The sequence below is a fragment of the Acidovorax sp. DW039 genome (assembly GCF_037101375.1).
GTDB lineage: Bacteria > Pseudomonadota > Gammaproteobacteria > Burkholderiales > Burkholderiaceae_C > Acidovorax.
In genome coordinates this window covers 1403837-1427100 of sequence record NZ_AP029019.1, presented here as the reverse complement: position 1 = coordinate 1427100, position 23264 = coordinate 1403837, and the positions used below count along the sequence as shown (strand labels likewise).

Here is a 23264-nt window from a genome sequence, read left to right as displayed (position 1 = left end):
AGCATCAGGCAGGCTAGAACACCTTGACCCGGATGATCAGTTGCATGACCAACAACCCAAGCACAAAACCCAGGCCCACGCTGCAAATGAGCTGCAGCAAGCGGTTGGTTCGTCTTTGCGTCTCGATCAGCTCTTTCAGCACTGAGCGGTCATCATCCGGGCGACGGCGCAGGTAGTCGTGCAACAGACGAGGAAGCTCTGGCAGCAGCTTGGCATAGTGAGGCGCCTCCGCCTTGAGGTCATGCCACAGCCGCTGAGGCCCCATCTGCTCGAGCATCCACTTCTCCAGAAACGGTTTGGCGGTGCTCCACAGATCCAGGTCGGGGTCCAACTGCCGCCCCAACCCTTCGATGTTGAGCAGCGTTTTCTGCAGCAAAACCAGTTGGGGCTGGATTTCCACATGGAAGCGCCGCGAGGTCTGGAACAGGCGCATCAGCACCATACCCAGCGAGATTTCCTTGAGCGGACGGTCAAAGTACGGCTCGCACACAGCGCGTATGGCTGACTCCAGGTCGTTCACCCGTGTTTCCGGTGGAACCCAACCGCTTTCCAGGTGCAGTTCAGCCACGCGCTTGTAGTCCCGACGGAAGAACGCAACGAAGTTCTGCGCGAGGTACTCCTTGTCGGTTTCGGTCAACGTGCCCACGATGCCGAAATCCAGCGATATGTAGCGCCCGAAGGTCTCTGGCTCCAGACTCACCTGGATGTTGCCGGGATGCATGTCGGCGTGGAAAAACCCGTCACGGAAAACCTGGGTGAAGAAGATCGTGACCCCGTCGCGGGCGAGCTTGGGAATATCCACCCCTGCTTCACGCAAGCGCTCCACCTGGCTGATCGGAACGCCCTTCATCCGCTGCATCACCATGACTTCGGGGCGGCAAAAGTCCCAGAAGATTTCCGGAATCAGCACCAGGTCCAGACCCTGCATGTTGCGGCGAAGCTGGGCTGCATTGGCCGCTTCGCGTATCAGGTCCAGCTCGTCGTGCAGGTAGTTGTCAAACTCGGCAACCACCTCACGGGGCTTGAGGCGCTTGCCGTCTGCGGACAGGCTCTCGACCCAGCCCGCCATCATTCGCATCAGGCCCAGGTCCTTTTCAATCACCGGAAGCATGCCGGGACGCAGCACCTTGACGGCCACCTCACGCAGCACACCGTCCCGGTCTACCAGCGTGGCAAAGTGCACTTGGGCAATGGAAGCGCTGGCCACCGGCACGCGGTCGAAAGACGCAAAGATGCTGCCCAATGGCTTCTGAAAGGCCCGCTCGATGGTGGCGACGGCCACGTTGGGATCGAAGGGAGGCACACGATCCTGAAGCAGGGCCAGTTCGTCGGCAATATCGGGGGGCAGCAGGTCACGGCGGGTAGAGAGCACCTGCCCAAACTTGACGAAAATCGGCCCAAGCTGCTCCAGCGCCTCGCGCAGGCGTTGGCCCCGGGGGGCATCCAGCTTGCGCCCCACCGACAGCACCCGCGAAAGCCAGCGCAGCCAAGGCTTCTGAAAGCTGTCCAGCACCAGCCCGTCAAGGCCGTACCGGAACACCACCCAGAGGATGGTGAAACCACGCAAGAAGCGCTTCATGTTTCGGCCCGGTCTGCGGGACGCGGAGCCACTGGAGTGACCGCAGTGCTTGCAGGGGCCACACGGGCACCCACAAACTGACGCAAAGCCTGGGCGGCTCGCCGAGCCATCTGGGCGATCTGGTGCGCAGGCGCATCACCCACAAGCCGTGCCAGATCCTCTTCCAGATCCCAGCGCACGTGGTCTACCAGCCAGTTGATTTCTGCAGCCAGTTGCACATCCCCTTCGATACGGATGGCAGGCTTGTCGCCGCGCAAGGCGCCCTGGGCCAGCGCCAAAGGGGACAACTCAGTCACCTCCAGGCGGAGATCAGGCACATCGCCCTCGCTGGCCAGATTGAAAAGCCCTGCGGGAGTGACCAGAAGCGCCATCGAATAGATGCGCCACTGGACGCGGGCCACGCGGCCTTTTTGGCGGCGCAGGCGCTCCATGGCCTCGGGTTCCTGCATCAGGACATGGTTGATGAACAGCACAGCACGCTGATGCACTTCGTGGACAAGCCATTGCGGTGGCTGCGGCCCAGAGGTAACGCGGTCAAAAATGCCGTCCAGAAATGAAAAAGGGGACTGTGTTGCCATAGTCCCCGATTATTCCCTGAACTGGGTTCCCGAAACCGGGATACCCCTGCGAGATTACTGCAGCGCCTGCACCCCGGCCACCAGCCAGCCGTTGTTGCCGCTCTTGCCCTTGGTCATGTTCCAGACTTCGCGGAAGGGGCTGGGGCCTGCAGAGACTTCTTCGCGGATCATGCCCGAGAACTCGACACTGGCCATGTAGCGATCTTCCATTTCCTCGATGCCCAGCAGTTGCGCCTCGATCATCACCACATCGGTATGGTTGGGCTCGGCACCGCGCTGCGATTCGCGCTCGGCCAGCTGGGTGCGGATTTCCTCGAGCATGCTGTCGGTCATCATGGAACGCAGCGTGGCGATGTCCGAACGGTCCCAGGCGGCCTGCAGCGTCACGAAATTGCGCTTGGCGGCAGACAGGAAGCCTTCCGTGTCAAAACCCGCAGGAATGCCCCAGTTCTGCGAACCGGACAGACCCGAGCCAATCACCACGCCTGAGCCCTGGCTTTGGCGCGATGCATCAAAAGCCATGCTGCTGCGCTCCCATGGACGGGCAGACGCGTCATTGCCCACATTTTCGGGGCGGTAGGTGTTGGGCACCTGGGCGGTACCCGGTGTGGCTGCGCCTGCGCCCTGAAATGCATACGGCGAGTTGCCTTGCGGAGCAGCCCCACCGCTGCGGCGGCGCATGATCATGCCAATCACGGCCACTGCTACCATGGCCAGCAGCGCAAACATCAGCACCTGACCAAAGGCCTCACCCAGGCCCAGCGAGTGGGCCAGCCAGGCCAGGCCCAGCCCGGCAGCCAAGCCACCCAGCATGGCACCCCAAGGCTTCTTGGGCGCTGCAGCAGGCGCACCTGCGGCGGGCGCCGCCGGGGCAGGCTTGTTCGCTGCCGCGTTGTTGGTGACGTTTTGCGCAGGTGCACCCGCACCCGAAGACTCGCGCTGGGTCACGTTGCTGGATTGCTGCCCCACGGACTTGCCGCCACCCAGACGCTTGGCTTCGGCATCCACATGGACCACCGCCATCAGCGCCACCAAAACCAAAGACCACAGTTTCATCATGTCACCTCCGTTGTGTCATTCATCAGCATTGAACGCACGGTTTGCGTTCAGCACTTGATTCCAACATGCAAAGCCACTATTCCGCCAGTCATGTTGTGATAGTCCACATGCCCAAAGCCGCTTTGTTGCATGAGGGATTTGAGTTCTTCCTGCCCTGGGTGCATGCGGATGGACTCGGCCAGATAGCGGTAGCTGGCGTCGTCGCCGGCCACCAATTTGCCCAGCTGGGGCAGCACCTTGAAGGAGTACCAGTCGTACACCTTCTCCAGCGGCTTGGCCACTTTGGAAAACTCCAGCACCAGCAGCTTGCCGCCGGGCTTGAGCACACGGCACATTTCAGACAGGGCACGGTCCTTGTGGGTCATGTTGCGCAGACCGAAGGCCACGCTGACCACGTCAAAGTGTCCATCCGGAAAAGGCAGCTTCTCGGCATCGCACACCATGGTGGGCAGGATCACGCCTGCGTTGATCAGCCTGTCACGCCCCGTGCGCAGCATGGCCTCGTTGATGTCCGTGTGCACCACGCGGCCAGTGCTGCCCACTTTTTTGGAAAAGGCCAGCGACAGGTCACCCGTGCCGCCCGCAATGTCCAGCACCTGGCTGCCTTCGCGCAGGTTGGCCACCATCACGGTATAGGCCTTCCACGCGCGGTGCAGGCCGCCAGACATCAGGTCGTTCATGACGTCGTATTTGGACGCCACCGAATCAAACACGCCGCGTACGCGCTGTGCTTTTTCGTTTTCGTCAACCGACTGGAATCCAAAGTGGGTGGTGCTCATGGTCTTCATGCTAGGCGCGTGTGCGCCCGTCGTACAGCGACAACCCCGCACTGAAATGGGGCATCGGTCGCAGGGTTCTTGTCAAATGGTGATGTAGCGCCCGTTATTCAAGCGCAAGCAGCTATAAATTTAATAGCATTTATCACCCCTCGGCTTTGACAGCGATCAATGGCTGCCGCAGGCGTGGCCACCCCCTTTGGGGGCCATGGGTGCATCGCGCTCCACGCCTGCTGCGGCCAGCCGCTCCTCATACTGCTGCCACAGCGCTGTTTCGTTCTGCCCCAGCTCGTAGAGGTAGTCCCAGCTGAAGATGCCGCTGTCATGCCCGTCAGAGAACGTGGGCTTGACGGCGTAGTTACCCACCGGCTCCAGGTTCACCAAGGTCACATCGCGCTTGCCTGTCTGCAGCACTTCCTGCCCGGGGCCATGGCCCTGAACCTCTGCAGAGGGGGAATAGACGCGCATCAGTTCAAACGGGATGCGGTAGGTGGCTCCATCTGAAAAAGCCACCTCCAGCACGCGCGAGACCTCGTGGACCGTGAGCGCGGTGGGTGCAGGAGCACCCGCTTTCAAACCTGCCATGCCATCACCTGTCAAAAAATGGAACGCGGGCCAGCGCCCGCCACAATGAATCTGAAGCGCGCGGCGTCATGCCGCGGCCAGTGCGCCATCCAGGCGCGCGCGCAACGCAGACTCCAGCGCAGGCAGCAGCGCCTGCACCGCAGCCTCTTGATCGGCAGGGCTGTTGCGCTGGGCTGCCGCCCATACCGGCGAAGGGAAATGGCTGTCCCACTCAAACCGCGCAATCACGTGCCAGTGCAGGTGCGGCACCATGTTGCCCAAGGCCGCCAGATTGACCTTGGCGGGGGCCAGATGCTGCCGCAAGGCCTGCTCTACGAGCGTCACAGCCCGCATGCAGTGGGCCTGCTCGTCTTCAGCCAGGTCCGAAAACTCGGCCACATGCGCATTCCACACCACGCGGTAGAAGGCGGGAAACCCCGCCTCCTGCGCCCGGATGACACGCAGCCGGGCTCCGCGCCAGACCAGCGTCCCGCCATCGGCGGCACACAGCGGGCAGGCTGGGGCTTCGGTCACACCAGCACCCGCTCAATGCCGCCCTGGTTGGCGCGCTGCACGTACTCGGGCATCCAGTTCTCGCCCAGAATCTGGCGGGCCATCTCGATGACGATGTAGTCGGCTTCGAGCAGGCCGTTTTGCAGGTCGTCCTGGTAACGATTCAGCCCTTGCAGACAGCTGGGGCAGCTGGTCAGGATCTTGACGTTGTCCTGCTCGGCCACTGCACCGCTGGCACGCAAGGCCGCTTCGCCCTTGCGGATTTCCTCTTCCTTGCGGAAGCGCACCTGCGTCGAGATGTCGGGGCGCGACACACCCAGCGTGCCCGATTCGCCACAGCAGCGGTCGCTCTTGAGCACCTGCTCGCCCACCAGCGCCTTCACGGTCTTGAGGCCGTCCTGCTGCTTCATGGGGTTGTGGCAAGGCTCGTGGTACAGGTAAGCGCCCTTGCCTTGCAGGGTGATGCCCTTATCCAGCAGGTATTCATGGATGTCGATGATGCGGCAGCCGGGGAAGATCTTGTCGAACTGGTAGCCCTGCAGCTGGTCGTAGCAGGTGCCGCAGCTCACCACCACGGTCTTGATGTCAAGGTAGTTGAGCGTGTTGGCCACGCGGTGGAAGAGAACCCGGTTATCCGTGATCATCTTCTCGGCCTTGTCGAACTGGCCGCTGCCACGCTGGGGGTAGCCGCAGCACAGGTAGCCCGGTGGCAGCACCGTCTGCACGCCCGCATGCCACAGCATGGCCTGGGTGGCCAGACCGACTTGCGAGAACAGACGCTCCGACCCGCAGCCGGGGAAGTAGAACACCGCTTCCGAATCCGCCGTGGTGGCCTGCGGGTTGCGGATGATGGGCACGTAGTTCTTGTCTTCGATGTCCAGCAGCGCGCGGGCGGTCTTCTTGGGCAGGCCGCCGGGCAGCTTCTTGTTCACGAAGTGAATCACCTGCTCCTTGATCGGTGCGGTGCCCACGGTGGCTGGCGGCTTGGCCGTCTGCTTGCGGCCCACGGCGCGCACCAGGTCCACCACTGCGCGCTGGGCCTTGTAGCCCACGTCCACCACAGCGGTGCGCATGAACTTGATGGTGTCCGGATTGGTCGCGTTGAGCATGGCCATGGCCATGGCGTTGCCGGGACGGAAGGTCTTCTTGCCCATCTTGCGCAACAGGTTGCGCATGTTCATGGTCACATCGCCAAAGTCGATCTTGACCGGGCAAGGCGTGTAGCACTTGTGGCACACCGTGCAGTGGTCGGCCACGTCCTCAAACTCTTGCCAGTGCTTGATGGACACGCCGCGGCGCGTCTGCTCTTCGTACAGGAAGGCCTCGACCAGCAGCGAGGTCGCCAAAATCTTGTTGCGCGGGCTGTACAGCAGGCTGGCGCGGGGCACGTGGGTGGAACACACGGGCTTGCACTTGCCGCAGCGCAGGCAGTCCTTGACCGAATCGGCAATGGCGCCAATATCGCTTTGCTGCATGATCAGCGACTCGTGCCCCATCAGACCAAAGCTGGGTGTGTAGGCGTTGGTCAGGTCTGCATGCATGACGGCCGCATCAGAAGCCTTTTTGGCCTCTGGCGCGCTTGCAGCAAGTGCAGGCAGCTCCTGATTTCGTAGCAGCTTGCCTTTGTTGAAGCGACCCTCCGGATCCACCTTGCGCTTGTATTCCGCAAACGGGCGCAGTTCGTCGTCGGTCAGAAACTCCAGCTTGGTGATGCCAATGCCGTGCTCGCCCGAGATCACGCCGTTCAAGCTGCGTGCCAGCACCATGATGCGGGCCACCGCTTCGTGTGCGGTCTGCAGCATCTCGTAGTCGTCGCTGTTGACGGGAATGTTGGTGTGCACATTGCCGTCGCCTGCGTGCATGTGCAGCGCCACCCACACGCGGCCCTTGAGCACGCGCTTGTGAATAGCCACGGCCTCGTCCAGGATGGGCTTGAACGCAGCACCGGTAAAGATGCCTTGCAGCGGCGTGCGCAGCTGCGTCTTCCAGCTGGCGCGCAGGGTGTGGTCCTGCAGTTGTGGGAACAGCGTTTCCACGTTGTCCAGCCAGCCCTGCCACAGCGCACGCACTTCGGCCACCAGGGCAATGGCCTGGGCCACGCGGTCTTCCAGCAGCTCGGCAGCGGGCACGTCGTCGGCCGCGTCCTGCTTGCCCAGCGGCAGGTTGCCGCGCTCGAAGAATTCGGTCAGCGTGTCGCACAGCTTGAGCTTGTTGCGCAGGCTCAGCTCGATGTTGATGCGCTCGATGCCATCGGTGTACTCGGCCATGCGCGGCAGCGGGATCACCACGTCTTCGTTGATCTTGAAGGCGTTGGTGTGGCGGCTGATGGCGGCTGTCTTCTTGCGGTCGGCCCAGAATTTCTTGCGTGCATCGGCGCTGATGGCGATGAAGCCTTCGCCGCTGCGGGTATTGGCCAGGCGCACCACTTCGCTGGTCACGCGGGCCACTTCGTCGGCATCGTCGCCCGCAATGTCGCCAATCAGCACCATCTTGGGCAGGCCACCGTTGCCCTTCTTGCTCTTGGTGGCGTAGCCCACGGCCTTCAGATACCGGTCGTCCAGGTGCTCCAGGCCCGCCAGCAACACGCCACTGCGCTTTTGCTCGGCAAACATGTAGTCCTTGATGTCCACAATGCTGGGCACCGCATCCTTGGCATTGCCAAAGAACTCCAGGCACACGGTGCGCGTGTGCTCAGGCATGCGGTGCACCACCCAGCGCGCGCTGGTGATGAGGCCGTCGCAGCCTTCCTTCTGGATGCCTGGCAGGCCAGCCAGGAACTTGTCCGTCACGTCCTTGCCCAGGCCTTCCTTGCGGAAGGTGCGGCCTGGGATGCTCAGGCGCTCGGTGCGCACGGGCGTCTTGCCGTCGGCTTCGAAATATTGCAGCTCGAAGGTGGCAGTCTCCACGTCATGGATTTTGCCCATGTTGTGGTCCAGGCGGGTCACCTCCAGCCACTGGGCGTCGGGTGTCACCATGCGCCAGCTGGCCAGGTTATCGAGCGCCGTGCCCCACAGCACGGCCTTCTTGCCGCCCGCGTTCATGGCGATGTTGCCGCCAATGCACGAAGCCTCGGCGCTGGTGGGGTCTACCGCAAACACAAAGCCTGCGCGCTCGGCCGCATCGGCCACACGCTGGGTCACCACACCGGCTTCGGTCCAGATGGTGCCCACCTCACGGTCCAGGCCCGGCAGGCGGCGCATCTCCACCTCGGTCATGGCTTCGAGCTTTTCGGTGTTGATGACCACGCTCTTCCAGGTCAACGGAATCGCGCCGCCGGTATAGCCGGTGCCGCCCCCACGCGGGATGATGGTCAGGCCCAGCTCGATACAGCCCTTGACCAGCGCGGCCATCTCGGCCTCGGTGTCCGGCGTCAGCACCACGAACGGGTATTCCACACGCCAGTCGGTCGCGTCCGTCACATGGCTCACGCGCGAGAGGCCGTCGAACTTGATGTTGTCCTTGGCCGTCAGGCGACCCAGCGTCTTTTGCACCTGACGGCGCAGCTGAGCAGCGTTCTCGAAGGTGGCGTTGAACTCTTGCACCGCACGGCGCGCGGCCACCACCAGCTCGCCCACCAGGCGGTCGCGCTCGGCGTCGTCGTTGGGGGTGCGGCGCTTTTCGATTTCTCCCAGGCGGTGGTTCAGTGCATCGACCAGCAGCTTGCGGCGGTCGGGGTTGTCCAGCAGGTCGTCCTGCAGGTAGGGGTTGCGCTGTACCACCCACATGTCGCCCAGCACTTCGTACAGCATGCGGGCAGATCGACCGGTGCGGCGCTCTTTGCGCAGCTGGTCCAGCAGGTCCCAGGCGGAGGAACCCAGCAAGCGGATCACGATCTCCCGGTCAGAGAACGAGGTGTAGTTGTACGGGATTTCACGCAGACGGGCGGGCTCGGCAGCCTGCGTCTGCAAGGCAGCCAACGCAATCGGAACATTCATGGGGTTAGAGCGTGTTGTGTACTTTTACGTGCCCACGAAAGCCGGAGAAAGGCCCGGCAACGAGGCGCAAGACGCGCAGCGGTACAGGTACCGCCAGCGGCGTGCAACAAAGTGGCCGGGCCTTTCTCCGGCTTTCCCGGAGGGTTGGGCCCTGAGGCTAGAACTCGCGGCGTTGCAGAATTTTCCAGGGCTTAAGCCTTGGCAGCGGTCTGCGCCTTGCGAGCACTAGCCTCAGGGTCCAACGTGGGTACGTAAAAAATGCATAACACGCTCTGAACCTGGGGTGGGCGCCACGCGCCCATGAGCCTCGGGGGCGTGATTTTATGCCAGCAGCCCCCGAGCCTGCCTGAGCCGAGCCCAGAGCCCCCAGACACATTCCGGTCAGCGCCCAGCCCAGACTGCGCTGTCAATCAAAACGGAAGTTGGCGCCAAACCTTTGGCCCACGCGCAGCACCTGGCCTGCCCCCTTGGCCACAATCGCATTCATTCCAAAGGTGATAGCGCCGTCAAGCCGCCGGTCAGCGCGGTAGGCGCTCAACGCATCGCTGACAGCGGGGTGGCTCTCGGCCGTAGCGGGGTCGATGTTCGGAATCGGGCAGCGCGCGCAGGGCTTTACATGGCGCAATTCCACTTCGTGCCCCTCCACCTCCAGCCGCACGCCTTCAATGCGGTCTTCATCGTGGGCTTCCACACCGCCCAAGACCACGTTGGGGCGGAAACGCTCTACGCCCACCGGGGCATACCCGGCTGCCTGCAAGCGCTCGTTGAGGGTGTCCATCGATGCCTCGCTGGTCACCAGCACGGCGAAGCCATCGGCAAATTGCGTGTGCGCGTCCAGCTCGCCAGTCCATTCCTTGCTGGACCAGCGGCGATGATCGGGGTCGAAACGCACCATCCGGCAAGGCTGCCCCAGAAAGTCGCTGAACCACTGCGCCGCGACCGCCCCCATGTCCCAGGCGGGCAAGGTGTCCCGCCACACCGTCACCGTGGCAGGGGCTTCCACCACGTCCAGACCGACATGTAGGGCCAGCATGCCTGGAGCCCGCAGAACCATTTCCGAGGTTTTGAGTTCGGGGCGGATCAGCGCCATGCGGGGCAGTGTGCGTTGCGTCAGGAATTGCCCCTGCGCATCCACCACCATCCAGGCCCGGTCGAGATCCAGCCCGGTTTCGGTCAACAACGCCTCTTGCACCTCTATGCCAGCGCACGACTTGACGGGATAGATGAACAACCGGGCAATGGTTCCGGTCAGGTCGGATTCAGCTTCTAAAGACATGAGGAAGGCTCCGCGATATGAAGGGCGGCCCGTTCCGGGTGATTTGATTTGTCATCAGAACGGGCTGGGATAGGAAGGCTCGGAATTGTGAACCAGACACACCATCCCAGAAGCCCCCCACCCTGATCAGCACAAACGCCGCTCCTACAATGGCAGGCATGGCACATACCTTTGATATCTGCATCCGTGGGGCCGGCATTGTGGGCCGCACTTTGGCATTGTTGCTGGCGCGTGATCGCCTGCGCGTGGCGCTGGCGGCAGCGCCGCAAGCACCAGCCAGCACCGCAGACGTGCGCGCCTACGCGCTGAACACCGCCTCTCGCACCCTGCTGGAATCCTTGCGCAGCTGGCCTGACTCGGAGCACGCCACGGCCGTGGCACGCATGGAAGTGTTCGGAGACCGGGATGGCGCGGTGCAGTTTGACGCAGCCGCCCAAGGCACAGAAGCCCTGGCCTGGATCGTGGACGTGCCCGCTTTGGAGCAGCGACTGGCCGAAGCGGTGCGCTACCAACCCCAGGTCGAGGTGGTCAGCGCCCCCGTGAACGCGCCGCTGACAGTGGTATGCGAGGGCCGTGCCAGCGCTACACGGGCTGAATTTGCCGTGGACTTCGACGTGACGCCCTACTCGCAGCACGCCATTGCGACCCGGGTGGTTTGCGAACAACCCCACGGCCAAGTGGCTCGCCAATGGTTTCTGCCCCAGGGCATCCTCGCGTTTTTGCCGCTGGACGGAGCAGACGGCCACACCGTTGCCGTGGTGTGGTCTGCAGAACGCGAGCAGGCCACCACTTTGCTCGCACTGGAGCCAGACCTCTTCATCGAGGAACTGCACGCCGCCAGCCAGGGAGCACTCGGCACATTGGAGCTGGCGGGCGAACGAGCCGCATGGCCCCTCCAACAAGCCCAGGCCAACCGCTGGTGCGGCCCGATGCCCGACGCAGGCAAAACCGCGCGCAGCTGGGTGCTGGCAGGCGATGCCGCACACAACATCCACCCACTGGCAGGCCAAGGGCTGAATTTGGGACTGGCCGATGCACAAGCGCTGGCCCGCATCCTGCACGAACGTGACTACTGGCGCAGTGTGGCCGACATGCGGTTGCTGCGCAGCTATGAACGCGAGCGCAAGGCCGCTATGCTCCCCATGAGCCTGGCCACCGACGGGCTGCAGCAGCTGTTTGCACGCACCGAAAACCCGGTCCAGGTTCTGCGCAACTGGGGCATGCGAGGGTTTGAGCGCAGCGGCCTGCTGAAACAATGGGTCACCCGTCAGGCCATGGGAACCCTTTGAGCCCAGCCCACTCCACCCCCTGTCCTTTTTCTTTTTTCACCCTTGGCACCAGCCTTCGGCGCTGCCGCACCATCGAGCCTCTCATGAAACTCTTCCCTACCCTGCTGGCCGCCGCTGTTCTGGCGCTGGGCCTGTCCGCACAGGCTCAAGAAGCAGCCATCCGCAAGACGCTGAGCGATCGCATTCCGCAGCTGGGCAAGATCGATGAAGTGAACTCCACCGCGATGCAGGGCCTGTACGAAGTGCGTATCGGCACAGACGTTTTCTATACCGACGCCAAGGGCAATTACCTCATCCAGGGCGAGCTGATCGACACCAAGGCGCGCCGCAACCTGACGGAAGACCGCATCAACAAGCTGACAGCGGTGGACTTTTCGGCCCTACCCCTGCAAGACGCCTTCACCATCGTGCGCGGCGATGGCAAGCGCAAGGTCGCCATTTTTGAAGACCCCAACTGCGGCTACTGCAAGCGCTTTGAGCGCGATTTGCAGAATGTGGACAACATCACCGTCTACCTGTTCCTCTACCCGATCCTCAGCCCGGATTCGGCCGAGAAGTCCCGCAATATCTGGTGCGCCAAAGACCGCGTGACCGCCTGGCAGGACCTGATGGTGCGCGAAAAGGTGCCCGCAGCCGCCAGCTGTGACACAGCCGCCATCCAGCGCAATCTGGCCTTTGGCCGCAAACACAAGATCACCGGCACCCCTACGCTGATCTTCGCCAACGGCACCCGGGTGCCAGGCGCGATTGGCGCGCAGGAAGTGGAAAAGCGCTTTGCCGAAGTGGCGAGCGAGAGCACTGCCAAAAACTGACCCTTGATCAGACAACCGCCGCAGGCCAACGGCGGTGCCAGGGGCGCGCAGGCGCTCCAGGGCCCGTCAGGCGCGGCAGCCTAGCCGAGTCTTATGCCCAAATCATCCGCCCCTGCTCCCATTCACTACGAGGTGGTCCCGGCCAACCTCCAGGCCCATCTTTTTCAGATCACCCTGACGGTGGCCTCGCCCCTGGCCCGGCAGGTGGTGTCCTTGCCGGTGTGGATTCCCGGCAGCTACCTGGTGCGGGAGTTCGCCAAGAACCTGCAAAACCTCCAGGCCCGGCAGGGCCGCCGCAGCGTAGCCCTGCAGCAGACGGACAAACACACCTGGGTGGCCGAGTGCAAGGCACAAGAGCCGCTGGTGCTGACCTATGAGGTGTGCGCCTACGACAACTCGGTGCGCACGGCCTGGCTGGATGCGGACCGGGGCTTTTTCAACGGCACCAGCCTGTGTCTGCGCGTGCATGGGCAGGAGCAAGCGGCCCATACCCTGCAGGTGAGCCCCACCGCCGCCACGGCAGCATGGTCCGTGGCTACGGGACTGCAGCCCCTCAAAACCACCCGCAAAGGCTTTGGCCTGTATGGCGCAGCCCACTACGACGAGCTGGTGGACTGCCCCGTGGAAATGGGCGATTTCTGGGTGGGACGCTTTACGGCCTGCGGCATACCCCACCAGTTTGTGGTGGCTGGCGCAGCACCATCCTTCGATGGAGAGCGCCTGCTGGCCGACAGCCAGAAAATCTGCGAAACCGCCATCCGTTTCTGGCATGGCAAGGGCAAGACGCCGTTTGACCGCTATGTTTTCATGCTCAATGCCGTGCATGATGGCTACGGTGGGCTGGAACACCGCAACTCCACCGCACTGATCTGCGGCAGGCGTGACCTGCCCCGCACCGGTGAAAAGCGCCAGGGCGAGGGCTACACCACGCTGCTGGGCCTCATCAGCCACGAGTATTTCCACACCTGGAACGTGAAACGCCTGCGGCCTGCAGAGTTCAGCCGCTATGACTACGACCAGGAGAACTACACCCAGCTGCTGTGGTTCTTTGAGGGCTTTACCAGCTACTACGACGACCTTCTGCTGCGCCGAGCAGGCCTGATTGACGACACCACCTACCTCAAGCTCATCAACAAAACCATCAACCAGGTGCTGCAAACACCCGGGCGCAAGGTGCAAACGGTGGCCCAGGCCAGCTTTGATGCGTGGGTGAAGTACTACCGACAGGACGAAAACACCGCCAACGCCACGGTGAGCTACTACACCAAGGGCTCGCTGGTAGCGCTGTGCCTGGACCTGAAATTGCGCCAGGAAGGCAAAGCCACGCTGGATGCCGTGATGCGCGGGCTGTGGCATCGCAGCCAGGGCGGCCCCATTAGCCAGGACGATCTGCTGGCAGTGCTGCAGGAGCTGACCGGACGCCCCTGGACACAGGAAATTCAGCAATGGGTGCACGGCACGGACGAACTGCCACTGGAGTCCCTGCTGGCAGCGCACGGCGTGACCTTGAAAGCAGAACCCGCCCAGCTGGCGCAGCGCCTGGGCCTGCGCGTGGCGGAGAACCACAGTGTTCAGATCAAGACCGTGCTGCGCGGCGGTGCCGCCGAACAGGCGGGTATGGCAGCGGGAGACGAGTGGCTGGGCATCGAAGTCAAAGGCCAGGGCTGGCGCATTGCCAAGCTGGACGATGTGGCTTTCTACACGGGCCCACACCGCCAGCTCACCGCCCTGGTGGCGCGTGATGGCCGCCTGCTGCGCCTGCCGCTCAGCCTGCCCCTGGCAGCTCCTGCTGCTGCGCCCACCAACGCACGGCGCAAGGCGCCCAAACCCGACACGGTAAGCCTCAGCGCCACCGACAGCAAAGCTGTGGGCCGCTGGCTGGCTGATGCGGTGTGACCTGATGTGACAGTGCAGACTGCCAGAATGACCTAGACCCACAGCACAGATAGCGCAGCCCCACAGCCGTGCGCGACGCGCGACAGCGGGCTGCAAGGTGCTTGGGTATAGTCGGCAACACCTTTTTTTGAACAGGTTTTGACCCCGGTTCCGGCACCCGGAACCCCAACCAGGAGACAACATGGCTTACGAGACCATTGAAGTGCGCACCGAAGGCGAGAAGGTCGGCATCATCACCCTCAACCGCCCCAAGCAGCTCAATGCGCTGAATGACCAGCTGATGAACGAGCTGGGCGAAGCGCTCAAGGCTTTTGATGCCGACGAAAAGATCGGCTGCATGATCATCACCGGCAGCGAAAAAGCCTTTGCCGCCGGTGCCGACATTGGCGCCATGGCCAAGTACAGCTTTGCCGACGCCTACAAGGGCGACTACATCACCCGCAACTGGGAAGCCATCCGCAGCATCCGCAAGCCCGTGATCGCCGCCGTGAGCGGCTTTGCCCTGGGTGGCGGCTGCGAACTGGCCATGATGTGTGACTTCATTATCGCTGCAGACAACGCCAAGTTCGGCCAGCCCGAAATCAAGCTGGGCGTGATCCCCGGCGCGGGCGGCACGCAGCGCCTGCCCCGTGCCGTGGGCAAATCCAAAGCCATGGACATGGCCCTGACCGGCCGCATGATGGACGCCACCGAGGCCGAGCGCGCCGGGCTGGTCAGCCGCGTGGTGCCTTTTGACAAGCTGCTGGACGAAGCCCTGGGAGCTGCACTCATCATTTCGGACTTCTCGCGCATCGCCGTGATGGCGGCCAAGGAATCGGTCAACCGCTCGTTTGAAGGCACCCTGGCTGACGGGGTGATGTTTGAGCGCCGCCTGTTCCACGCACTGTTTGCCACGCAGGACCAAAAAGAAGGCATGGACGCGTTCATTGCAAAACGCAAGGCCAATTTTGTGCACCAGTGATTTTTTTGGTCTATAATTTGAGGCTTCGGTGGTATAGCTCAGTTGGTTAGAGCGCAGCATTCATAATGCTGATGTCCCAGGTTCAAGTCCCGGTACCACCACCAAATCAAAAACCCTGCTTGGTTCGCCAAGCAGGGTTTTTTGTTGTCTAAATGGCTGAAGCTGGATACCCCAAAAGTGACCAGTCAGGTGGGGAGGCCGATCTGATGGCAGAAAAAAATAGCTGCTGCGCCCGCTGAGCAAGCGCAGGCAGCTCATCTTTTCATAGCACCTTTAGTCCACAGACCCACCTGTCAATGGCTGTGCGCCGCGCCGCTCACCAGCGTGACCACCACCATCCCCGCAACGAGCCACGCAATCTGTGCAATGGTTTCACGCGCTGTCAGGCGCTTTTGCAGCTGTGGAATCAAGTCAGCCAGCGCCACATACACAAAGCTGCTGGAGGCCACGGCCAGGAAATACGGCAAAAAGTCCTGTAGCTGCGCCACCAGAAAATAGCCCAGCACCCCGCCCAGGGCCGTGACTGCACCGGCCAGAGACACCTTCACCAGCGCCATGCGGCGGTTGGTGCTGGTCTGCCCCAGCACCACCAGGTCACCCATGTGGTGCGGCACCTCGTGCGCCAGCACCGACATGGCGGCGATCACACCCAGGCGGATATCGGCCATGAATGCGGAGGCGATCAGGATGCCATCGCCAAAGCAATGCACGCTGTCACCCGTCAGCACCGCCCAGCCGCCTGCGCGGGGGCCGTGGTGGTGGGCGTGGCCGTGATGGTCATGACCAGCAGCGTGGGCATGATCGTGCCCGTGGTCATGTCGGTGATGGTGCCCATCGCCATGCGCATGCGGGGTCGACTCGGCGTGGCTGTGCTCGTGCCCGTGGTGCCACAGCTCGGCCTTGTCGAGCAAAAAGAAAAACACCACGCCCACCAGCAAGGTGGCAAACAGGTCGTGCGCTCCGGCCTGGCTTTCAAACGCCTCGGGCAGCAGGTGCATGAAGGCGGTGGCCAGCAAAGCCCCTGCCGCCAAGCTCAAGAGGTGTTGCGGCCCCACACCGTCTTGCTGGCGGCCCAAACCCCACCGCATCAGCAGGGCTGCAACCCACACACTGCCAATACCGGCAGCCAGGGTGGCAATCAAGATTGCTATCAAAGTCATAGCTTTTAGCGCTTATTAATACTGCCTTAGAGGCATTTTTCAGGATCAAACGCTTGTGCTGTACCCGGAAAAAAAGCCGCCCCGAAAACTTCAGGGCGGCTTCTGGCTGAAAACAGGAGAAGCTCAAACCACTCCGTGGGTCTTGAACCAGGCCAGCGCGCGCTTGAAGCCGTCTTCCGCCGCTTCCTTGCGGTAGCTGGGGCGGTAGTCGGCATGGAAGGCGTGCGGCGCATCGGGGTACACCACAAACTCGGAAACCTTGGCTGCAGCAGAACCGCTGGCTAGGGCTGATTTCATCTTATCAACCGTGTCAAGAGGGATGCCGGAATCTTTTTCGCCATAAAGCCCCAGCACCGGCGCTTTCAGAATGGGCGTCAGATCCACCGGGTGCTTGGGAGTGAGGTCGGTGGACTGCCCCACCAGCCGCCCATACCAAGCCACCCCTGCCTTGACCGGCCCGTGGGCGGCATACAGCCACGTGATGCGGCCACCCCAGCAAAAGCCCGTCACGCCCACACGGGCAGCATCACCGCCATTGGCGGCGGCCCACTTCACGGCACCGTCCAGGTCACCCATCACCTGCCCATCGGGCACCTTGGAGACCAGCTCGGCCATGAGCTTGGACACTTCGGTATAGCTGGCCGCGTTGCCCTGGCGCGCGTACAGCTCGGGCGCGATGGCGAGGTAGCCCGCCTTGGCAAAGCGCCGGCACACATCGGCAATGTATTCGTGCACGCCAAAAATCTCCTGGATGACCAGAACCACGGGCAACCCGGTCTTGCCTTCAGGCGCTGCGCGGTACGCAGGCACCTTGAAGCCATCCACCTCGTAGCTCACCTGCCCTGCCACCAGGCCATCAGCAGGGGTGGAGATGGCGGTCTGCGCCATCAAAGGCGCAGCAGCAGCCGCATAACCCAGGCCCAGCGCAGCCTGCAGGGCGGTGCGCCGTGTGGCACCCGCTTCGGTAGAGCGTCCGGGCAGCAGGGCTTGCGTGTCCAGGTGGTGGTCATGGTTCAGCATCAGAGTCCTCCAGAGTTGATGGTCAGCAGATAGGTTGGCGCAGGAAATCGAATCGGATCAGAAGGCGCAGCCCCTGAAGAAGCCCGCAGGAGCATGAGGAGACGGCGCAACGCAGGGCACCATTTGCCCCATGGGAGCCTCGGGGCCATCCCCTCCTGATACAGCAGGGTGTCACGGCGATGGATTCATCTTAGCAATTTGTTTACAAATACGCCCGGCAAAGGTTTCGAGAGGGAGCCTCACTTGCGGATGCTTTTCCGTTGATGAGTGCAGCAATTCCATTTTCAATTTCTGTCTTGACAGAAATTTCAGAATGAAAGAGACTGCCTCCCATGCAACTCACACCCATTGCCCAACAATTCGTCGTCCACTGGGGCGAGATGGGAAGCGCCTGGGGCGTTAACCGCACCGTGGCGCAAATCCACGCGCTGCTGTTCTTCCATGGCCGCCCGCTCAATGCCGAAGAGATTGCCGACACCCTGGTGGTGGCGCGCTCCAACGTGAGCACCAGCCTCAAGGAATTGATCAACTGGCAGCTGATCCGCGTGACCCATGTGCTGGGCGACCGGCGCGACTACTACGAGACCAGCAGCGATGTGTGGGAACTGTTCCGCACCGTGGTGCGTGAGCGCAAGACCCGCGAGTTTGACCCCACCACCCGCATGCTGCGTGAGCTGGTACGCAAGCCCGACTTTGCCCAGGAAAGCCCCGACGCCCAAGACCGCGTGCGCGAAACCCTGCACCTGATGGAATCACTGGGCACCTGGGCCGACGAGATGCTACGCCTGTCGCCCAGTACGCTGGAGAAGGTGCTGCGCATGGGCGCCACGGTGCAGAAGTTCGTTCGTGGCGGCGATGCGCCTGCGGCTCCTACAGCCACTGGCGGTGCAGACCGCACACCCCCTGCCCCCTGACGCCTACGCCTCAAATTTTTTTTGGCCGTTAATTTCTCTTTTGACAGAAATTTCAGAAAGAATCGAGATCATGACTGCAGCCCTCTATCCCGTCACCCTGTACTACGACAGTGCCTGCCCCCTGTGCGAAACCGAAATGCACAACCTCATGCTGCGCAACCAGGCCGGGCAGTTGCGGTTTGAGGATGTGCAAGCCCCCGGCTTCATCTGCCCCGAGGGCGTGACGCGCGAGGCGCTGCTGACACTGATGCACGCCCGCACCGCCAGCGGCCAATGGCTCAGCGGCGTGGCCGCGTTTGAGGTGGCCTACGCCGCCGTGGGGCTGGGGTGGGTCATGTCTCCCGCCCGCATCCCGTTGCTGCGCGCAGGCATGGATGCGCTGTACCCCGTCATCGCCCGCAACCGCTACCGCGCACCGGCCTGGGTGATACGCATGTTCTTTGGCAAGGCCTTGCGCCGCGCTGCAGAGCGGGCTGCAGCGCAGCAGTGCACGGACCAGTGCATGTTGGACAGAACGCAAGAAGGGCCAAACGGGCGGGGCGGTAGAGGCAGCACAGCCCCTGCAACATCCGTTCGGTCTGAGCCTGTCGAAGCCTCGCGCCGCGCTTCGACGGGCTCAGCGTGAACGGTTCCGCGAGGTACTCATCCCCCTCTCATCGAAGGCCTGCCATGACTGCCCCCTCCACACCCACCGCCCCCCTGCAAGTGCTCCTGACCGGGGCCACCGGCTTCATCGGCCGGGCCATTGCCGCCGCGCTGCGACGGGCCGGACACACCGTGCACGCAGGGCATTCGCCACGACGGCATCAAGGCGCTGGCGTGCCCATGGACTTTGCCCGCGACACCGACGCCGCCACCTGGCTGCCCCGCCTGCAAGGCATAGACGCCGTAGTCAACGCCGTGGGCGTGCTGCGGCACACTGCGGCGCGCCCCATTGATGCCGTGCACCAGCGCACCCCCGTGGCGCTGTTTGAAGCGTGCCGACAAGCGGGCGTGCGGCATGTGGTCCAAATCTCGGCCCTGGGCGTGCAGACCGGCACCACCCGCTATGCCCACACCAAGCGCGCTGCCGACGAGCACCTGCTGGGCCTGGCGGCGGCCCCACGCTCCACCCTGCGCGGCGTGGTGCTGCGCCCCAGCGTGGTGTTTGGCCAAGGGGGTGCCAGCACCGCCCTGTTCATGCGCCTGGCACGCCTGCCTGTGCTGGTATTGCCCGGGCCGGTGCTCACCGCACGCATCCAGCCCCTGGCGGTGCAAGACCTGGCAGATGCCGTGGTGGCGCTGCTGGGCAGCCACAGCCGCCAACGCGGTGTGGTGCCCTGCGCGGGGCCTGAGGCACTGACCATTGCGGCCCTGATTGCCAGCCTGCGCGCGCAGTGCGGCCACCAGCCAGCCCATGTGCTGCGGCTGCCCACGCCACTCACCCACCTGTCTGCCCGCCTGGGCGACTGGGTGCCCCTATCCCCCTGGGGCAGCGAAACCCTGGCCATGCTGGCCACCGACAACGTGGCCGACCCCGCGCCGCTGCAAGCCCTGCTGGGCCACCCCGCCACGCACTACAGCCAGCTGGTAGAGCGGGCCAGGGCCACCACCCCCACAGGGGCAGAAGCAGCCCACACCGGAGCTCCCTCATGACCCGCCAAGAACACCCCACGCCTCCACGGCCTGCCCTCACCGCCACCGCTTCATCTCTCCGCCTGCTGCGCGCCAGCCTGGTGGCCGTGTGGCTGGGCACCGCTGTGGTCAGCGCCATCACCCACCGCACGCAAGGCGATGCTCTGCTGCGCAGCGCTGGGCTGACCGATGACGCTTGGATTCAAGCCCTGATCTGGGGCGGTGCTGGAGCCGACCTGCTGATGGGCATAGCGCTGTGGCGCTGGCCCGGCCGCCACAGCGCATGGGCGGCCCTGGCGTTGATGGGGGTGATGACCCTGACGGCCACAGTGCTGCTGCCCCACCTGTGGCTGGACCCGCTCGGGTCCCTGCTCAAGAACCTGCCCATCGCCGCCATCCTGTTGGTGCTGGGAACCCACTCGGCCCGCAACGAGGAAACCACATCATGAACACCTATCTCGTCCTCAAGACTATCCACATCATCTCCAGCGTGCTGCTGGTGGGCACGGGCCTGGGCTCTGCGTTCTACCTGTTCTTTGCCAACCGCAGCGGCAGCGTGGCCGCGCAGGCTGTGGTGGGCCGTCTAGTGGTGCGGGCCGACTGGTGGTTTACCACCCCCGCCGTCATCGTGCAGCCACTCAGCGGCATTGCCATGGCCCACATGGCGGGCTGGCCGCTCACTACACCGTGGCTGGCCCTGTCCATCGCGCTGTACCTGCTGGCTGGTGCCTGCTGGCTGCCCGTGGTGGCCATCCAGATCCGCATGGCCCGCATGGCGCAAGCCGCCCACGCCGCAGGCACCCCGCTGCCCGCGCAATACGTGCGCCTGCAACGCTGGTGGGAAGGCCTGGGCTACCCCGCCTTCATCGCCATGGCCGTGGTCTTTGCGCTGATGGTGAACAAGCCTGAGCTGTGGGGTGGGTGAGCCAACGCCACAGGCCATGGAGAGAAAGCAAGAGAAGGCACGACAACAGATCACCCGAAACCCGCTCCGCTGAGCCCGCATAAAAGTGCCTCGCAAGGCTTCGACCAGCTCAGCCCGAACGGGTATTTGAGGCCCACACCAACCACAACACACACCAGGGAGGAACCATGTCTGACACCCCAACCAAGCCCCCCACAGAGCCCCTAGAGCCCCGAGAACCCGCAGCGCCTTCGCCTTGGGACGCAGCAGAAGACCCCTCACGCCTGCCCTTTGGCAAGTTCGCGCCCATCCTGTGCGGCATGGTGTTTGGCGTTCTGCTGCGGCTGGCGTTCAGCGGCGCGCCCAGCAGCCGCTGGTCGGCCATGGTGGGCGCATTCATCTGGCTGGCACCGCTGGCCACCGGGGCCATCACCGTGTACCTGGCCGAGCGGCAGCAGCGGCGCAGTTGGGCGTATTACGCCTGGGCCCCAGCGCTGGCCACGGCGCTGGTAGTGATCGGATCGCTGCTGGTGTTGATCGAGGGGCTGATCTGCGCCATCGTCATCTTGCCGCTCTTCACCTTCATGGGCATGGCGGGCGGGCTGTGCATGGGGCTGGTGTGCCGCCTTACCCGCTGGCCGCGTCATGCGGCTTATGGCTTTGCCGTGCTGCCCCTGGCCGCCGCGCTGGTGCTGCCGCAGGGCGCACCCGCGCAAGTGGGCCAGGTGGAGCGCAGCCTGTGGATCAACGCCCCTGCATCGGTGGTGTGGCAGGGCATCAACGACATCCGCAACATCCAGCCCCGCGAGGTGGAAACATCACTGGCCTACCGCATCGGCGTGCCCCCGCCCGTGGAGGCTGTGACGGTGCAAGAGGAAGGCGGCGCGCATGTCCGCAAAATCCGCTGGGGCAAGGGCGTGCACTTTGACGAAGTGATCCAGGACTGGGAGCCCGGCCGCCACCTGCGCTGGACCTTCCGCTTCGGGCCGGACTCCATCCCCGCAGGCGCGCTGGACGACCACGTCGCCATTGGCGGTGCCTACTTTGACCTGAACGACACCGCCTACACCCTGACGCCCGAGGCAGGCGGCACGCGGCTGCACCTGCGCATCAGCTACCGCCTGTCCACCGACTTCAACACCTACGCCAACTGGTGGGCCCAGGCTCTGCTCGACAACTTTGCGCTGACCGTGCTGCAGCTTTACAAGACGCGGCTGGAGGGGTCTGCGTGAGAACAAGCTGAACGGGGAACGGCAGGAGTGCAGGCGAGCGCCTCTCAGGAAATCACTATCAAAAAGATAGCTGCCTGCACTTTCTATTCAATGCCCGGAGCCACTTTTACCCCGAATTGGTTGTTTGCGCAGCTTCAGGTTTCAGACCCAGCGCAAAGCTTGCGGATGCCAGCGGGCCGTGGCTGAGAGGTCGCCCTGCGGGTAGTTCCGTGTTGCGTCGCGCAAAAGTGGCGGCAATGGCAGAGGCCAGCGTGGCACTGTCCAGTTCCGTGCGCTGGGCAATCACGGCCAGGTCGAAGAAATCCTTCATGCGGCTTTTGGCCTGCCCCAGCATCACCATGGCCTGATGCTTCTCGGCGATGTGGGGACGTGCTGATCGGCAGCACGACACGCTGAGGCCCTTCGCGAAATGGCCTCAGCGTCAAACCCGGATTGCAGGCCAAAGGGCCTACCGCCCTCCATGAACAAGCCCACAGCGGGCAACAGCCATACGGTTCAATCAACCCGCAGCACCTCAAACTGCTGCGGGACCGGTGCGCCTACCTGTATCGCCACCTCATCCCCCTCGCACTTGCCCAGCATGGCTCTCGCCAAAGGCGCTTCGCCGCTAATGACCTGGACGCCGCTGCCCAACTTCATGCTGCCCCCATCTGGGCCAAGGAAGATCTCGTGTTGCTTGTCGTCAGAATCAACCAGACAAACCAACGCACCAAGTTGTATGCCTTTGCTGGCGTCATAAGGGCGTGGCCGGAATTGACGCCAATGGGTCATCGCTTGGCGGATGGCTGCAGCACGCCGAGCTTGGCCGGTGGCAAGGTAAGCAGCTTCGAGCCCCAGTGTGTCGTATTTGTTTTCGGCAATGTTCTCTTCGTGAGTCGCCGTTTCGTGGGCCACCCGCACCGCCTGCTCGGCTTGCAGCAGGTCTTCAGCGAGCTGATTCAGTACTTGTTGCTGCAGCAAAAATTTATCCATGATCCAAGGTAGGCGTCTCAAACAATCGGGGCAGGTCTTCATTATGAAATGCACCCATCGCTTTCAACGCTTGCGCCAGGGTAAGGGATGCTTCGGTGATCGAGACGGTCCCTCTTCAGAGTGGCAAGTGTGCTGAAGGGCAGCGGCTACAAGGACAAGCCCGTTGCGAAAGACAAGAGATGCCGGGTGAACACGTCACGGAGCAGATCG

At 63.3% G+C, this 23264-nt stretch carries 22 protein-coding genes and 1 tRNA gene; 11 read left to right on the top strand and 12 right to left on the bottom strand.

From position 1 onward, the window contains the following. Positions 1–13: 13 nt before the first annotated feature. The 8 genes from ubiB to AACH87_RS06430 all read right to left on the bottom strand — a co-directional run bounded on the left by ubiB (position 14) and on the right by AACH87_RS06430 (position 10280). On the bottom strand, positions 14–1579 hold the full coding sequence (ubiB, locus tag AACH87_RS06465) for a ubiquinone biosynthesis regulatory protein kinase UbiB (RefSeq protein ID WP_338797953.1): 1566 nt from the start codon (positions 1577–1579) through the stop codon (positions 14–16). Next, positions 1576–2157, bottom strand: a complete 582-nt coding sequence (locus AACH87_RS06460) for a hypothetical protein (RefSeq protein WP_338797952.1) — start codon at positions 2155–2157, stop codon at positions 1576–1578. Before AACH87_RS06460 ends, ubiB begins: the two co-directional genes overlap by 4 nt. Positions 2158–2211: 54 nt before the next feature. Continuing rightward, on the bottom strand, positions 2212–3216 hold the full coding sequence (locus AACH87_RS06455) for a Tim44-like domain-containing protein (protein ID WP_338797951.1): 1005 nt from the start codon (positions 3214–3216) through the stop codon (positions 2212–2214). Positions 3217–3263: 47 nt separating this feature from the next. Beyond that, positions 3264–3995, bottom strand: coding sequence for a bifunctional demethylmenaquinone methyltransferase/2-methoxy-6-polyprenyl-1,4-benzoquinol methylase UbiE (gene ubiE, locus AACH87_RS06450; protein ID WP_338797950.1), 732 nt, complete (start codon positions 3993–3995; stop codon positions 3264–3266). A gap of 165 nt (positions 3996–4160) precedes the next feature. Further along, positions 4161–4577: a DUF971 domain-containing protein gene (locus tag AACH87_RS06445; protein WP_338797949.1), complete on the bottom strand. Its 417-nt coding sequence runs from the start codon at positions 4575–4577 to the stop codon at positions 4161–4163. Positions 4578–4643: 66 nt separating this feature from the next. After that, the gene (locus tag AACH87_RS06440) at positions 4644–5090 is read right to left on the bottom strand and encodes an HIT family protein (RefSeq protein WP_338797948.1); all 447 of its coding nucleotides are present in this window, start codon (positions 5088–5090) and stop codon (positions 4644–4646) included. Further along, positions 5087–9004 carry an FAD/FMN-binding oxidoreductase gene (locus AACH87_RS06435; protein WP_338797947.1) on the bottom strand — a complete coding sequence of 1306 codons (3918 nt, stop codon included), beginning with the start codon at positions 9002–9004 and terminating at the stop codon, positions 5087–5089. The genes AACH87_RS06440 and AACH87_RS06435 overlap by 4 nt, the downstream gene beginning before the upstream one ends. A 406-nt stretch (positions 9005–9410) precedes the next feature. Further along, positions 9411–10280 carry an MOSC N-terminal beta barrel domain-containing protein gene (locus tag AACH87_RS06430; protein WP_338797946.1) on the bottom strand — a complete coding sequence of 290 codons (870 nt, stop codon included), beginning with the start codon at positions 10278–10280 and terminating at the stop codon, positions 9411–9413. A 158-nt stretch (positions 10281–10438) separates the two neighbouring features. On the opposite strand from AACH87_RS06430, the gene AACH87_RS06425 reads away from it, so the two are divergent. The 5 genes from AACH87_RS06425 to AACH87_RS06405 all read left to right on the top strand — a co-directional run bounded on the left by AACH87_RS06425 (position 10439) and on the right by AACH87_RS06405 (position 15342). Next, positions 10439–11569, top strand: a complete 1131-nt coding sequence (locus AACH87_RS06425) for an FAD-dependent monooxygenase (protein WP_338797945.1) — start codon at positions 10439–10441, stop codon at positions 11567–11569. Between the two features lie 83 nt (positions 11570–11652). Further along, positions 11653–12381 (top strand): DsbC family protein, encoded by a 729-nt coding sequence (locus AACH87_RS06420; protein WP_338797944.1) that lies wholly within the window; start codon positions 11653–11655, stop codon positions 12379–12381. Positions 12382–12474: 93 nt separating this feature from the next. Further along, positions 12475–14277 (top strand): peptidase M61, encoded by a 1803-nt coding sequence (locus tag AACH87_RS06415; RefSeq protein ID WP_338797943.1) that lies wholly within the window; start codon positions 12475–12477, stop codon positions 14275–14277. Positions 14278–14458: 181 nt separating this feature from the next. Continuing rightward, complete coding sequence (locus AACH87_RS06410; RefSeq protein ID WP_338797942.1) at positions 14459–15238, top strand: enoyl-CoA hydratase; 780 nt, start codon at positions 14459–14461, stop codon at positions 15236–15238. 27 nt (positions 15239–15265) lie between these two features. Next, a tRNA-Met gene (locus AACH87_RS06405) sits at positions 15266–15342 on the top strand. A 189-nt stretch (positions 15343–15531) separates the two neighbouring features. On the opposite strand, the gene AACH87_RS06400 is transcribed toward AACH87_RS06405, so the two are convergent. Continuing rightward, on the bottom strand, positions 15532–16398 hold the full coding sequence (locus AACH87_RS06400; protein ID WP_338797941.1) for a ZIP family metal transporter: 867 nt from the start codon (positions 16396–16398) through the stop codon (positions 15532–15534). A gap of 123 nt (positions 16399–16521) precedes the next feature. After that, positions 16522–17418, bottom strand: coding sequence for a dienelactone hydrolase family protein (locus AACH87_RS06395; RefSeq protein WP_338797940.1), 897 nt, complete (start codon positions 17416–17418; stop codon positions 16522–16524). A 332-nt stretch (positions 17419–17750) separates the two neighbouring features. Here AACH87_RS06395 and AACH87_RS06390 point away from each other — a divergent pair, with 332 nt between their 5' ends. The 6 genes from AACH87_RS06390 to AACH87_RS06365 all read left to right on the top strand — a co-directional run bounded on the left by AACH87_RS06390 (position 17751) and on the right by AACH87_RS06365 (position 22082). Then, on the top strand, positions 17751–18332 hold the full coding sequence (locus tag AACH87_RS06390; protein ID WP_338797939.1) for a MarR family transcriptional regulator: 582 nt from the start codon (positions 17751–17753) through the stop codon (positions 18330–18332). A gap of 70 nt (positions 18333–18402) precedes the next feature. Next, positions 18403–18957 carry a DUF393 domain-containing protein gene (locus tag AACH87_RS06385; protein ID WP_338797938.1) on the top strand — a complete coding sequence of 185 codons (555 nt, stop codon included), beginning with the start codon at positions 18403–18405 and terminating at the stop codon, positions 18955–18957. 74 nt (positions 18958–19031) lie between these two features. Next, positions 19032–19967 (top strand): NAD-dependent epimerase/dehydratase family protein, encoded by a 936-nt coding sequence (locus AACH87_RS06380; protein WP_338798866.1) that lies wholly within the window; start codon positions 19032–19034, stop codon positions 19965–19967. Next, positions 19964–20395, top strand: a complete 432-nt coding sequence (locus tag AACH87_RS06375; RefSeq protein WP_338797937.1) for a DoxX-like family protein — start codon at positions 19964–19966, stop codon at positions 20393–20395. Before AACH87_RS06380 ends, AACH87_RS06375 begins: the two co-directional genes overlap by 4 nt. Further along, positions 20392–20871: a DUF2269 domain-containing protein gene (locus AACH87_RS06370; RefSeq protein ID WP_338797936.1), complete on the top strand. Its 480-nt coding sequence runs from the start codon at positions 20392–20394 to the stop codon at positions 20869–20871. Before AACH87_RS06375 ends, AACH87_RS06370 begins: the two co-directional genes overlap by 4 nt. Positions 20872–21038: 167 nt before the next feature. Further along, positions 21039–22082 (top strand): SRPBCC family protein, encoded by a 1044-nt coding sequence (locus tag AACH87_RS06365; protein WP_338797935.1) that lies wholly within the window; start codon positions 21039–21041, stop codon positions 22080–22082. A 106-nt stretch (positions 22083–22188) separates the two neighbouring features. On the opposite strand, the gene AACH87_RS06360 is transcribed toward AACH87_RS06365, so the two are convergent. After that, a complete protein-coding gene (locus tag AACH87_RS06360; RefSeq protein WP_338797934.1) occupies positions 22189–22473 on the bottom strand; it encodes a nucleotidyl transferase AbiEii/AbiGii toxin family protein in 285 nt (94 codons plus the stop codon). Positions 22474–22577: 104 nt separating this feature from the next. After that, the gene (locus AACH87_RS06355) at positions 22578–23054 is read right to left on the bottom strand and encodes a GreA/GreB family elongation factor (protein WP_338797933.1); all 477 of its coding nucleotides are present in this window, start codon (positions 23052–23054) and stop codon (positions 22578–22580) included. Positions 23055–23264 lie beyond the last annotated feature (210 nt).

What these genes read in the sequence shown, in the direction of transcription:
- ubiB (WP_338797953.1), bottom strand. Translation starts at nt 1,579, where the DNA reads ATGAAGCGCTTCTTGCGTGGTTTCACCATCCTCTGGGTGGTGTTCCGG.
- AACH87_RS06460 (WP_338797952.1), bottom strand. Translation starts at nt 2,157, where the DNA reads ATGGCAACACAGTCCCCTTTTTCATTTCTGGACGGCATTTTTGACCGC.
- AACH87_RS06455 (WP_338797951.1), bottom strand. Translation starts at nt 3,216, where the DNA reads ATGATGAAACTGTGGTCTTTGGTTTTGGTGGCGCTGATGGCGGTGGTC.
- ubiE (WP_338797950.1), bottom strand. Translation starts at nt 3,995, where the DNA reads ATGAGCACCACCCACTTTGGATTCCAGTCGGTTGACGAAAACGAAAAA.
- AACH87_RS06445 (WP_338797949.1), bottom strand. Translation starts at nt 4,577, where the DNA reads ATGGCAGGTTTGAAAGCGGGTGCTCCTGCACCCACCGCGCTCACGGTC.
- AACH87_RS06435 (WP_338797947.1), bottom strand. Translation starts at nt 9,004, where the DNA reads ATGAATGTTCCGATTGCGTTGGCTGCCTTGCAGACGCAGGCTGCCGAG.
- AACH87_RS06430 (WP_338797946.1), bottom strand. Translation starts at nt 10,280, where the DNA reads ATGTCTTTAGAAGCTGAATCCGACCTGACCGGAACCATTGCCCGGTTG.
- AACH87_RS06425 (WP_338797945.1), top strand. Translation starts at nt 10,439, where the DNA reads ATGGCACATACCTTTGATATCTGCATCCGTGGGGCCGGCATTGTGGGC.
- AACH87_RS06420 (WP_338797944.1), top strand. Translation starts at nt 11,653, where the DNA reads ATGAAACTCTTCCCTACCCTGCTGGCCGCCGCTGTTCTGGCGCTGGGC.
- AACH87_RS06415 (WP_338797943.1), top strand. Translation starts at nt 12,475, where the DNA reads ATGCCCAAATCATCCGCCCCTGCTCCCATTCACTACGAGGTGGTCCCG.
- AACH87_RS06410 (WP_338797942.1), top strand. Translation starts at nt 14,459, where the DNA reads ATGGCTTACGAGACCATTGAAGTGCGCACCGAAGGCGAGAAGGTCGGC.
- AACH87_RS06400 (WP_338797941.1), bottom strand. Translation starts at nt 16,398, where the DNA reads ATGACTTTGATAGCAATCTTGATTGCCACCCTGGCTGCCGGTATTGGC.
- AACH87_RS06395 (WP_338797940.1), bottom strand. Translation starts at nt 17,418, where the DNA reads ATGCTGAACCATGACCACCACCTGGACACGCAAGCCCTGCTGCCCGGA.
- AACH87_RS06390 (WP_338797939.1), top strand. Translation starts at nt 17,751, where the DNA reads ATGCAACTCACACCCATTGCCCAACAATTCGTCGTCCACTGGGGCGAG.
- AACH87_RS06385 (WP_338797938.1), top strand. Translation starts at nt 18,403, where the DNA reads ATGACTGCAGCCCTCTATCCCGTCACCCTGTACTACGACAGTGCCTGC.
- AACH87_RS06375 (WP_338797937.1), top strand. Translation starts at nt 19,964, where the DNA reads ATGACCCGCCAAGAACACCCCACGCCTCCACGGCCTGCCCTCACCGCC.
- AACH87_RS06370 (WP_338797936.1), top strand. Translation starts at nt 20,392, where the DNA reads ATGAACACCTATCTCGTCCTCAAGACTATCCACATCATCTCCAGCGTG.
- AACH87_RS06365 (WP_338797935.1), top strand. Translation starts at nt 21,039, where the DNA reads ATGTCTGACACCCCAACCAAGCCCCCCACAGAGCCCCTAGAGCCCCGA.
- AACH87_RS06355 (WP_338797933.1), bottom strand. Translation starts at nt 23,054, where the DNA reads ATGGATAAATTTTTGCTGCAGCAACAAGTACTGAATCAGCTCGCTGAA.